The following is an 11396-nucleotide window of genomic DNA, read 5'->3' on the forward strand; positions in this document are numbered from 1 at the left end:
GCGGGATTGCCGGGGAACGTGACCGATCCGAGACCTCGGCGCCGCGCGGCCGCTGCGGCATGATGACGGCCATGTCCGCCGCGCCCCGCGTCGCCCCGGCCGCCGAGCGGGCCGCCCTCGCCGACGCCGTGCCCGACGTCTTCTGGACCGACCGGCCCGCGTTGCGGCCGACCCCGCGGCCGGCGCTCACCGGCTCCGGGCACCGCGCCGACCTCGTCGTCGTCGGGGGCGGGTTCACCGGCCTGTGGGCGGCCGTCCAGGCCAAGGAGGAGGACCCCGGCCGCGACGTCGTCGTGCTCGAGCGCGGCCGGCTCGGGGTCGCGGCGTCGGGGCGCAACGGCGGGTTCGTCTCGCCGTCGCTCACCCACGGCCTGGCCCAGGGCGTCGCCTGCTGGCCGGACGAGGTGGCGACCCTGGAGCGGCTCGGCGCCGAGAACATGGCCGGGCTCACCGCCGACGTCGAGCGGTACGGCATCGACTGCGACCTGCACGTGCCGGGGGAGCTGACGCTCGCCCTGGACCGCCACCAGGTCGGCGCGGTGCGCGAGGCCGTCGACCTGCACCGGCGGCACGGGGCGCCGGCCTCGCTGCTCACGGCCGAGGAGGCCCGGGCCCGGGTCGACTCGCCGCGCTACCTCGGCGGGATGTTCGACCCCACGGTGGGGCTCGTCGACCCGGCGCGGCTGCTCTGGGGGCTCGCCGACGCCGCCGAGCGGCTCGGGGTGCGGGTGCACGAGGACACGGCCGTCACGGGCCTGGACGCCGAGACCACCCGGGTCCACGTCCGGACCGAGTGGGGCGGGGTGCGGGCGCGGCGCGTCGTCGTCGGCACCGGGGCGTTCCGCGGCGTGCTGCGACGGCTCTCCTGGTACACCCTGCCGGTCTACGACCACGTCCTCATGACCGAGCCGCTCGGTGCCGCACAGCTCGCCGCCGTCGGGTGGCAGGGGCGCGAGGGCCTCACCGACGCCGGCAACCGGTTCCACTACTACCGGCGGACCCTCGATGACCGGGTGCTCTTCGGCGGCTACGACGCGAACTACCACTTCCCGGGGCGGATCGACCCGCGGCTGGAGCAGTCGGGGTCGCACGACCTCCTGGCCCGGCACTTCCTGCGGATCTTTCCGCAGCTCGAGGGCATCCGGTTCACCCACCGGTGGGCCGGCGTCATCGACACCACCTCCCGCTTCACGCCGGTGTTCGGGACGGCCCTCGGCGGACGGGTCGCCTACGCCGTCGGGTACACCGGGCTGGGGGTCGCCTCGACCCGCTTCGGTGCGCTTGTCGCCCTCGACCTCGCCGACGGCCGCGACACCGAGCGGACCCGTCTCGGCATGGTCCGCCGCAAGCCGCTGCCGTTCCCGCCCGAGCCGCTCCGGGGGCTCGGGGTGGCGCTGACCCGCGCGGGTCTCGCCGCCGAGGACCGCACCGGCCGGCGCGGACCCTGGTTGCGCGCGATGGACGCCGTGGGCATCGGCTTCGACAGCTGACGGGGGCCGCCGCCCGCGTCGCCCGCGGCGTGACGTAGCATCGTCGCGCGCAGAATTGTTCGGTGTGAACGGCGTGGCGAGTGGTTCGTGCTCTATCTTGTGGTACGCGAGTGACGACGTAGGAGCATCGCGCGGCACTCGCACGCCCGTCCCTCCGACCGAACCGTCCGGCCGTGCGCATCCCTGCGTGCGCGGTCACCGCCCTGCCAGACCCCTGCCGCGGACAGCGGCTCGAGCCGAAGGTCTCCTCCATGCCCCGAAACATCTCCCGCCGCAGCGTCGCCACCGGTGCCGCCTGGGCGGTGCCCGTCGTCGCCGTCGGCGCCGCCGCCCCGGCCCTGGCCGCGAGTGGCTGCACCGCGGTCACCTCGCTCAGCGGCACGCACACCAACGGCAGCCGGACCGTGTCCATCACCGCCGTCGTCGCCGGCGGGGGTGCCCAGGTGTGCATCACGAGCCTCAACGCCATCGGCGGCGGGAACGGCGGCGTCACCCTGAGCTACGGCGGGACGGCCTGCACGACGACCTCGAGCGTGACGTTCTCGGCGACCACCTCCGACAACGGCAACAACAACAAGGGCACGTTCCGCGGCACCATCACCTACCTCGTCGGGGGCACCTCGTGCTCCCAGCAGGTGACCTTCACCGTCCGCTGACGTCGCCCGCGTCCGCGATCCGCTCGACGGCCGCGCGCAGCTCGGCGATCTCCGCGCGCAGCCCGTCGACGTCGGCCTCGGTCGCGGTCCGCGAGGTGTCCTCGATCTCGCGGACCTGGTCCACGAGCCAGCTCGCGAGGGTCGCGGTGACGACACCGATGAGCGCGATGCCCGCGAGCATGAGGCCGGCGGCGACGAAGCGGCCCTGCGTCGTCACGGGGTAGGTGTCGCCGTACCCGACCGTCGTCACGGTCGTCGCCGCCCACCACAGGGCGTCGCCGAACGACGTGATGTTCGCGCCCTCCGCACCGCGCTCGGCGTCGAGGACGGCGAGGCTGGCGACGAACATGACGGCCAGCGCCGACCCGGCGACGTAGACCGACACCCGGCCGCGCAGCGACCCGCCCGCCCGGCGGTTGAGCACCCCGAGCAGGGTGATGAGCCGCAGCAGGCGCAGGGGCCGCAGGAGCGGCAGCAGCACGACGGCGAGGTCGAGGACGTTGCGGCGGACGAAGCGCGCCCGGTGCGTCGACAGGAGCAGCCGGACGAGGTAGTCGACCGCGAACATCGCCCACGCCACCCAGGAGAGGACGTCGGTCACGGTGACCCAGGTCCTCGCCAGCCCGGGGTCGAGGATGGGCCAGGAGTAGGCGAGGAGGAACACGAGCGCCGCGACGGTGAGCGGCCACTCGCCGGCCCGCTCCCACCGCTCGCGGCGGGCGTCGTCCCTCATGACGGTCATGCTGTCACCCGCGGCGTCAGGCGAGGTCTCCGGTGCGGGCCCACTCGATGGCCTCGCGCAGGATGGTGATGGAGTTGCTCGTCAGCACCGACTCCACGTGGAACTGGAAGCTCGTGAACCGCGGCCCGCGCAGGGCGGCCACGAGCCGTCCGTCGTCCATGAGGGCGGGGCGCACGTCCGGCGGCAGCGGGTCGTCGCCGATCGCCGGGCAGAAGGTGTTGTAGAAGCCGACGGCCTCCTGCCGGCCGAAGAGGTCGACCGTCTCCTGGACGCCCTGGGTCGGTGGGTCGAGCGCGACGATCGGCAGGCCGAGCCGGTGCGAGAGCGCCTGGTGGGCCAGGCAGACGGCGACGAAGGGCGTCGTCCCGGCCAGCAGCCGCTCGACGAACGCGTGCAGGCTCGCCATCTTCGGGTCCTCGACCTCGAGCGGGTCGCCCGGGCCGGGCCCGAGGAGGACGAGGTCCCAGTCCTCGGGGGAGAGCCCGTCCTCGGACCACCGGTGCCACTCCGGCTCGTGGCCCATGCTGCGCAGGGCGTGGACGAGCATGAACGTGAACTGGTCCTCGTGGTCGACGACGAGGACGCGCAGCGGGGTCGCGGCGGGCGTGGCCGGCGCGTCGTGGTGCTGCTCGCGGGTCCAGAAGCGCGACAGGTAGCGGTTGCGCAGCTCGAGGATGTCGACGACCTGGCGGTCCAGGAAGCCCTCGAGCACCGGGGGAGCGGCCGCCACCCCGCGCAGCGCGTTGAGCGGCCCCTGCATCTTGCTGACGACCTCGGCGACCTCCTTGGCGGGGTCGGAGTCGCGCACGATCGTCCCGCCGCTCTGCAGGAGGATCTCCCCGTCGGGGGCGATCTCGACGGTGCGGATGAGGATGGCCGAGTCGAGGTCCTCGCCACCGTCGGGCCGCTGCTCGCGCAGGACGACGGCGCCGGTGTAGTAGCGGCGCGAGCCCGGCTCGTACTCGTGGATGACCCGCGCCGCGTTCTCCAGCGGGCTGCCGATCATCGTTGCGGCGAACATCGAGTCCCGGAAGACGTCCATCGGCGCCATCGTGCTGTGGCCCGTGAGGTCGTAGGCGGTGTGGACGACGGACGCCATCTCCTGCAGGTAGGGGCCGACGATGGTGCCGCCCGAGCTGCAGATGCGCGACATCATCTTCAGCTCCTCGTCAACCACCTGGAAGAGCTCGTTGATCTCCTTGGGGTCGGTGATGAACTCGATGAGGTCGGCGCGCCGGGTGAGTGCGGCCTTCGGCAGCGTCCCGCAGATGGGGCTCATCGTCACCTCCCCGCCGGCCACGGTGATGTGCCGCTCGGGGGAGGCGCCGACGATCCAGCGGTCCCCGGCGAAGAAGCAGAACGTCATGTACGCGTTCGGCTCGGCGGCGACGAGGCGGGCGAACAGGTCGCGCACCGCGGCGTCGTCGAGGTGGTCGGCGTGGACGCGGCCGCGGCGGGAGATGAGGAAGTTCGCGCCCTCACCGCGGCAAATCTCGTCGCGGACGACGGCCTCGACGGTCGCGGCGTACTCGTCGTCGCTCATCGTCAGCTCGAGGTCCCCGACCTGCAGGGGCGGGGTGCCGTCCGGCAGGCGCAGGTCGTCGGGGTCGACGTCGGTGACGGTGTCCGGGACGAGGGTGAGGATCTCCTCGCCGTCGTCGTGCACCGGGTAGCCGCGCTCGCGGATCTGCGCGTACGGGACCATGCTCACCACGGGGTGCGTACCGGGTCCGGGGACCTGCGCGAGCTCGCGGGTGCGGTGCAGGGTGCCGGTGGCCAGCCAGGTACGTCCCCGACGGTGCATCAGGACGTACGGGGCCGGGGCCGGCTCGCTCATGGTGTCGGTGCTCCTCGGGTGGGGCGTGGCGGGGCGACCACGCTAGCCGGTCGCCGTCCCGATGGTGTCGCGCGGGGACGGCGCGCGACAGCGGGTCCCGCTGGGTGGGACCCGGCTCCGGGCGGGCTCGTCGGCGGCGCCTCGCTCAGGCCGTGAGGGCCTGGAGCACGATGACGACGCTCCAGACGAGCATGGCCACGACGAGGGTCGCCGCGACCGCCGCGGTCACCGCCCGCCCCCCACCCTCGGAGCGGCGCGACACCATCGCCACCCCGGCGGCGAGGGCGAGCAGCACGGCGAGGACCAGCACGAGCACGGGGGAGGACCTCCGGGGTCGGGGGACGTCGAGCGGGGGTGTGCGCCGCACCGGGGTCACGGGTCGGGGCGGCCGGGTCTGGGGCCCAGCCTAGATAGGGTCCCGGGGATGGGGACGACGAGGCCGCGGGAACCGACGCCGACGCAGCGGTGGATGCTGCGTCACCGCCGCGGGGTCGTCGTCTTCGCGGTCGTCATGCTCGTGCTCAACGTCGTGCTGTCCGTCGCGCGGCTGCGCGAGGACCCGACGTCCGTCGCGTACTGGTTCCTCGCCGTGAGCCAGGTCGCCCTCTGGGTCTTCCTCCCCTGGTCGTTCCTGCGGAGCGCCGAGAGGACGGTACGCGCCTGGGAGGAGCACGACCGGCGGAGGTCGGACCTCCCCGCCCGCGACGAGAGCTGAGCCCGGCCCGGCGGCGGTCAACGGGCGTGTGAGGTCGCGGTTGTCGGCGAGCGTCGCGGTTGTATCCGCGACATGGGCAACCCCCTCCCCTACCTCGGTGGCGAGTGCAGTTCGCGCACGCCGTCGCCGCGTGGGTCACCCGGCGGGGCGTCTGCGTGGCCCGATGCCCGGAGTCGGCTGCTGGTGTCAGCGCGCTAGGCCGGAGGCATCGTCCACACGGGTCTCGCAGGGGGGAGCCTCCGGTCCGCATCGGGCGAGGCGTCCAGGACGGCCTGGCGCCACATCGTGAGGAGCTCGACGAACGCCTCGACGGGCACACGGTCCACCGAGGCGCTGTCCTCCGGGTCGATGTCGTAACGGGCCTCGACGTGCCCGCCACGGAGTTGGAGGTACGTGACGTTCCCCGACGCGAAGGGCTGCAGCTCCTTGTCGTCCATGCGGGCCTGGAGCCGACGCAGCGCGTCGTCGAGCCAGTACGTGGAGGGACCGTCCTGAGGAGCACCCCTCGGCGGTCGACTTCCGAGGCTGTCCTCGAGGGCATACCGCATCAGGGGGAGATCGTCCACCAGGACGACGTTCACGAGCCCGTCCTCTGTACCTGTGAACTCGTATCGCAACGTCTGCCTCCTCGGTACTGCTGCCAGCATTCCACGACGGTGCAGGTGCCCGCCGCCGGCGTCAGGAGCCCCACTCGGCCTTCCGACGCTTCTCCCGCTCCGGCGCGTCGAGCTCCCACTGCCGTTGCCGGATGCCTCGGACCACCGCGTACGTCATGACCCGGGCCCCTTGGGCTCTCGGCCCCGACCAGTTCAGGCCCACGGTGGTCGACGTCTGGTCCAGCTCCGGGATCCAGCGGTCGAGGAAGTCGGCGAGCTCGACCCGCTCGGCTCGGTACTTCGCGTACGCGGGGACCGTCGACGCGATCTTCGCCGCGCGGCGCTCGGTGGACCAGACGCCCAGGGCGACCTCCCCGGAGGCGGTCCCGGCTCGGGCGTAGCCGGGGCCACGGTCGTCGTCCGTCCGCAGCAGCCACACGGCACCGCGGTCGACGGCCTCCTCGAAGAAGGCCTTCGCATGGAGGTCCGCGGCTGACACGCACCCAGTGTGGCCTTGGACGGCGCGGCCCGGACCGACTCCCGACCACGCGAGGTGACGAAGCCGTTCGTCGTCCCCGAGACTCTTCCCATGACACCCGCCTTCCGCACCGCGCTCCTGACCACGCCCCTCGTCGTCGACGGGATCCGCTGATGGCGCTGCTCGACGAGGGGTCGGGGCTGCTGTTCACGGCTGCGCCGGGCACGGCCAGTACGGCGCTGCAAGCGGCCCTGCTCGAGCGTGGCGGTGTCGTGCAGGTCCCCGCCACCGACGCCGCGCGGATCGACGGGATCGACGTCAAGCACGCGACCGCTGCTCAGCTGGTCGGCGGCGGCTTCCTGGCGCCGGACCACGGGCTGCGGGTGGTGACCACGACCCGCAACCCCTTCGACTTCTACGTCGCGGAGTACGAACGGAGCCGTCGTCGCTGGGTGCACGAGCTGCGACAGCCGGACTCCTGGGTGTACGCCACCCCCGGCGCGGTCGGGCGCATCGTGGACGCCGTGACACTCGACTTCACCGACTGGCTGGCGCTGGCCGTCGACGGCCCCGGCGAGCGTCGCGTCAACCGCGGCCATGTCGACGAGGCCGACGTCGTGCTGCGCATGGAGCACCTCGAGCACGACATCCGCACTCTCCTCGACATCGACCTCACCGTCGCGCCCGTCAACGTCACCGACCGCGAGCGTGCCTACTGGCGCTCGTACGACGCCGCCGGCCGCGCCCTCGTCGAGACCGCCCACGCGGCCGACCTCGAGCGGTTCTCCTACGCGTTCTGACCGCGCACCCGCCCCGGCTCCACGGTCGGCTCAGGGAGCTGTTCCCTGGGGTCCCGGGTGCCCGGTCCTGAAGAGACGGGCCACGCCGGAACCGGTCGGCGTGACGTCCGTCGCTGCGGCGGACAGGGTGTGTGGGGCAGCGAGGTCCGGCTTTTCCCACAGCGAGGCCCGGCGCATGGCGCGCAGTGACCGGACCTCCACCAGCGGCCGGCCGAGGTGCTCGACGGTGGTCCGTGCGGGGGCGTCGGCCCGGTCCACGTCGGAGAGCAGTCGCTGCCAGGTCGCGGGTGCGGCGTGGGCGGGCGCATGGAGGTGGACATGGCGCCGGTAACGCCCGGCCGTGTCCAACAGCGCCACGTCGGGGACGTCGTCCACGTCACCGTCGGGGCGAGGACGCACCCGGTGCTCGTGGGGCAGCTGCGCGGCGTGGCGGTCGCCCAGGAGCAGTCGCGCGGTCGGAGCGGCCTGCAGGAGAGGGTCGAGCGTGACGACGAGGGCGGCGAGGTCGAACCGGGGTGACACCGTCACCACCACGTCGTCCGCGCCTAGGTCGAGAGCCCGCGTGGTGACCCCGGGAACGCCGACGCGGGCGGCGACGGCCAGCGACTCCAGGTCCTTCGCGTGGGCGGCGCCCTCGGATCCCCAGGTCCGCGGCTCCGCGCCCGCGTCCGGGCCGTCGTGCCAGACCGTCGCGTCGGCGGCGTGGGCCAGCAGGCCACCGGCGTCCCACGCGCGCGCGGCCCACTCCCAGTCCTCACCGCCGTAGGTGGTGAACCCCTCGTCGAAGCCGCCGACGTGGTCGAACCACCAGCGGCTGCAGGCCAGCGCCGCGGAGATCACGTGGCGGAAGGAGAGCGCGTCGGCGTGGAGCAGGTCGGCCGAGCCGGCGTACGCCTCCCGCAGCCAGGTGGGCTCGGTCAGCTCGTGCTCGGGTCCGCCGGTCTCGATGGGCCGGTCCACCGGGACGGTCGCGAGGTCGGCGTGCCGTCGCCGACCGACGACGACGGCCTCCGGCAGCAGCCGCGGGAGGCGCGTGACGGCACGGAGGAACGACGGCTCGGGCGCACAGTCGGCGTCGAGGAAGACGAGCACCTCGCCCCGGGTGCGCCGGGCGCCGGCGTTGCGCGCGGCGGCAGCCCGGAAGCCGAGGTCCTCCTGGGTCACCAGGCCCACGCCGTCGGGGACGCTCGGGGGCGGGTCGGTGCCGTCGTCGGTGACGACCACGTCGACGGAGTCCGAGGGGTAGTCCTGGCGGGCGAGTGCGTTGAGGGTGCGCTCGAGCTGACGCTGCTGGCGGTAGTGCAGGACCACGACACCGACGGTGCGGACCGGCGCGTCCTGGCCCTCGACCAGGTCCCACCGGTTGGCCGGCACGGGGGTGCCCCACGGGGGCCGCGGGCTCACCGCGCCCACCACGACCGGTAGGCGCGGACCACGTCGTCGAGCGTGTGGGGCGGTCGGTAGCCGGGGGGCAGCCAGGTCCGTGCGGGGTCGTCCAGGGCCAGGGCGACCTCGGCGGGCCAGTCGTCCAGACCACGGACGAGGTAGGCGCCCGGGCGGAGGTCGTCGAGCTCGATCGTCGACGGGTGATGTCGCAGGAGAGGTCGCCGGCCCGCGGCGAGCCAGCTGTTGACCGACCCCGACGCCGAGGGGTGGCGGTGCGCGGCCACCGGGACCGTGATCTCGCGCATCGCCCGGACCAGGGCGTCGTCGTCGAGGTAGCCGGTGACGTGCCACGCCACCCCCTGGCCGTCGGCCAGTCGCCCCAGGTCGTCCGCGAGCTCGCCGTGGCCGGCGGCCACCCCCCCGAGGGCGGCGACGCCGAGGACGCGTCCTCGGGAGCGCATGGCCACCGCCAGCTCGAGGGCCTCCGCGTGTCCCTTGTCGGGGTAGACCCAGCCGACGACCCCGATCCACCCGTCCTCGGGACGGCTCCGTGCGTCCGTCGGCAGGACGGCCGGCTGGCCGCCCGCGACCGGCGTCGGACCGGTGGACCGGGGCTCGAGCACGACGGGGAGCGGGATGACCTCCGGGTCGCGGGGCGCCCGGGGCACGGCCGCCGCGGCCAGGGTCGCCTCCCAGCGGCTGTTGACCGCCCACGCGGACGACCGCGCCACCACCTCGGAGTAGACCGCCGCCCGCCGACCCCACCGCGGCCCCTCGGCCGGTTGCGGGACGTCGTGCAGGGTGAGACTCAGGCGGGTCCGGGCCGCCCACGCGCCGACCACGTCCAGGGCTGCCTCCGGGGAGTCGAAGAGGCCGGTGGTGAAGTGCAGGTGGACCGAGCGGCCGTGGAGCCGCGCGGGCACCTCGTGGCCCCGGACGACGGGGGCGCCCGCCGCGACGGCCACCTGCCGGCCCAGCAGGGTGACCCCGTGCCGGTCCGGGCCGGGGAGCCAGTGCACCGGCAGGTCGTCGACCTGCGGGTCGACCGCCTCGCTCATCCCGCGGCCTCCTCGCGGCGCCTGCCAGTCGACCCGGCCGGGTGCGCGGCCGCAACCCGGCCGAGGTCTCCGTCCCCCTGCCCCGGCCTGCCCCCGGCGAGGAGCTCGGTGTACACCTGCGCGTGCACGGCGCGCACCTCGGTGACCTGTCGCGCGCGAGCGTCGGCGTCGGCGCCCGGAAGGCCCTCGTCGCGCAGCCCGAGCGCACCCTCGACCGCGGCGAGCACCGACGACTCGTCGGCACCGTCCGGGCGCCACCGGTACACCCCCTCCGGTCCTTGGTCGACGAGGTGCCCGACGTCCGGCGCGACCACGCTCGTGCCGAGGTCGTGGCACGCCTCCAGCCAGCCGGAGTGCGTCCCGTGCCGGTAGGGCAGGACGGCCACGTCGAGCGAGGCCAGGTGCGACCACAGGGCGTCGTCGTCCATGGGCGGGTGGACGACGAGCCGGACGCCGTCGGCCGCGGCCTCGGCCAGGGCGCGGCACGTCCGACGGGCCCGGTCGTCCGCAGGTTCTCGCCAGGTCCGCTCGTGCAGCCACACACAGACGTCGGCGTCGGGCATCGCCCGGGCCAGGTGACGAAGCGCGGGCAACAGGCCGGCCGCGTCGGTGCCGGCGCGCAGGTCCTTCAGCGTCGTCCCGATGACCGGGCGCCCCACGGGTCCTGCGGCCGTCCGCGCGTCACGTGCCGCCTGCATCCTCGGCAGCGGGACGAGGTGCGGGTGCGGCACGACGACGGCCGGTCGGTGCCAGCGCCGCTCGATCTCGGCCGCGGCCCCGGGGGTGAGGGTCAGCACCGCGTCGGCGGCCGCGACGAGGACGGCGAGCCGGCCCTCGTGGCCGGCCTGGTCGTGCAGGTGGGGGTTCTCGAGGTCGTGGATGGTCTGCACGAGCGGTCGCCCCGTCTCGCGCAGGGCGCGGACCGTCTCCTCGAGGGTGGACACCGGCACCTGCTCCACCCCGAAGTGGACGTGCATGAGGTCGAAGGCGGACCGCGTGACCCAGCCGGGGGTGAGCATCCGCGGCGGCCACCAGCGTTCTCCAGCCAGGCAGTCGTCCCGGTCGGGGTGAGGGTCCGGCAACGCGGCGAACCCGGCCTCGACGGGCATGACCGTCCGGGTGTACGCATGCCCACCGGGCACCGCAGCCACCGTGCGCACCCGTTCCGGCCGCCCGACGGGCGAGCGGGACCCGGCACCAGGCCGGACAGCAGGGGGCACGGACGTCACGCCCGGAATGGTACGAGAGGCCGCGGGACCCCTGGCGCCTCACAGGGCGGCATCTCGCCGCTCCCGCACACCGGCAGCCCGGGCCAGGCACTCTGTGGTGCCAGGCGACCGAGCGCTGCACGTGATCTTTCCCCGTGACGCGGAGGGTGCGCGCGGGGCGCGATGCACGCGGATGGCGGGGTCACCGTCGCGGGGCCTCGCGCCTGCGCGCCGGAGGGGTCCTCAGTCAGTGCAGAGCTCGCGCGCGGTGGGCCGTGCGATCGCAACGCCCACCCTTGGACGGCGCCGACGGAGCACAGCGCCGATGTGTGTCTTTTCGGCACCCTTCTGTTGTCAACCGGTCGCTTCGAGGTGGGTCTTCCGTGCCGCTGCGGTCGGGCGTAGCGTCGTCGGCGCGGGTCCGGGAAGT

General features: G+C 74.3%; 12 protein-coding genes. 4 read left to right on the top strand and 8 right to left on the bottom strand.

What is annotated here, in order from left to right; all coding sequences use genetic code 11:
- Positions 1–71 precede the first annotated feature (71 nt).
- Together EPD83_RS10335 and EPD83_RS10340 are read left to right on the top strand one after the other, a co-directional pair.
- Positions 72–1490, top strand: a complete 1419-nt coding sequence (locus EPD83_RS10335) for an NAD(P)/FAD-dependent oxidoreductase (RefSeq protein WP_165566562.1) — start codon at positions 72–74, stop codon at positions 1488–1490.
- A 251-nt stretch (positions 1491–1741) separates the two neighbouring features.
- Entirely contained in the window at positions 1742–2146 is a 405-nt protein-coding gene (locus EPD83_RS10340) for a hypothetical protein (RefSeq protein ID WP_128368564.1), read from the top strand.
- Here the strand turns inward: EPD83_RS10340 and EPD83_RS10345 are convergent.
- The 3 genes from EPD83_RS10345 to EPD83_RS10355 form a co-directional block, all read right to left on the bottom strand.
- On the bottom strand, positions 2133–2879 hold the full coding sequence (locus EPD83_RS10345; protein ID WP_205859494.1) for a potassium channel family protein: 747 nt from the start codon (positions 2877–2879) through the stop codon (positions 2133–2135). The two genes, EPD83_RS10340 and EPD83_RS10345, sit on opposite strands and share 14 nt — an antisense overlap.
- A 25-nt stretch (positions 2880–2904) precedes the next feature.
- Positions 2905–4725, bottom strand: coding sequence for an anthranilate synthase family protein (locus tag EPD83_RS10350; RefSeq protein WP_128366316.1), 1821 nt, complete (start codon positions 4723–4725; stop codon positions 2905–2907).
- Positions 4726–4870: 145 nt separating this feature from the next.
- Positions 4871–5041: a hypothetical protein gene (locus tag EPD83_RS10355; protein WP_164896274.1), complete on the bottom strand. Its 171-nt coding sequence runs from the start codon at positions 5039–5041 to the stop codon at positions 4871–4873.
- 153 nt (positions 5042–5194) lie between these two features.
- Here EPD83_RS10355 and EPD83_RS10360 point away from each other — a divergent pair, with 153 nt between their 5' ends.
- Positions 5195–5440, top strand: coding sequence for a hypothetical protein (locus EPD83_RS10360; RefSeq protein ID WP_128366317.1), 246 nt, complete (start codon positions 5195–5197; stop codon positions 5438–5440).
- A gap of 194 nt (positions 5441–5634) precedes the next feature.
- Here EPD83_RS10360 and EPD83_RS10365 read toward each other — a convergent pair whose 3' ends face one another.
- Positions 5635–6021 carry a hypothetical protein gene (locus tag EPD83_RS10365; protein ID WP_128366318.1) on the bottom strand — a complete coding sequence of 129 codons (387 nt, stop codon included), beginning with the start codon at positions 6019–6021 and terminating at the stop codon, positions 5635–5637.
- A gap of 97 nt (positions 6022–6118) precedes the next feature.
- Entirely contained in the window at positions 6119–6535 is a 417-nt protein-coding gene (locus EPD83_RS10370) for a DUF2750 domain-containing protein (RefSeq protein WP_128366319.1), read from the bottom strand.
- 152 nt (positions 6536–6687) lie between these two features.
- Here EPD83_RS10370 and EPD83_RS10375 point away from each other — a divergent pair, with 152 nt between their 5' ends.
- Positions 6688–7314, top strand: a complete 627-nt coding sequence (locus EPD83_RS10375) for a hypothetical protein (protein WP_128366320.1) — start codon at positions 6688–6690, stop codon at positions 7312–7314.
- Between the two features lie 30 nt (positions 7315–7344).
- Here EPD83_RS10375 and EPD83_RS10380 read toward each other — a convergent pair whose 3' ends face one another.
- From EPD83_RS10380 to EPD83_RS10390, 3 genes are read right to left on the bottom strand one after another with little or no spacing between them, the layout of a single operon-like run.
- Positions 7345–8718, bottom strand: coding sequence for a glycosyltransferase (locus EPD83_RS10380; protein ID WP_164896275.1), 1374 nt, complete (start codon positions 8716–8718; stop codon positions 7345–7347).
- Positions 8715–9758 (bottom strand): glycosyltransferase, encoded by a 1044-nt coding sequence (locus tag EPD83_RS10385; RefSeq protein WP_164896276.1) that lies wholly within the window; start codon positions 9756–9758, stop codon positions 8715–8717. The genes EPD83_RS10380 and EPD83_RS10385 overlap by 4 nt, the downstream gene beginning before the upstream one ends.
- On the bottom strand, positions 9755–10900 hold the full coding sequence (locus tag EPD83_RS10390) for a glycosyltransferase family 4 protein (protein ID WP_164896277.1): 1146 nt from the start codon (positions 10898–10900) through the stop codon (positions 9755–9757). The genes EPD83_RS10385 and EPD83_RS10390 overlap by 4 nt, the downstream gene beginning before the upstream one ends.
- Between the last annotated feature and the right edge of the window lie 496 nt (positions 10901–11396).

The sequence above is a fragment of the Phycicoccus flavus genome (assembly GCF_004025965.2).
Lineage (GTDB): Bacteria > Actinomycetota > Actinomycetes > Actinomycetales > Dermatophilaceae > Phycicoccus > Phycicoccus flavus.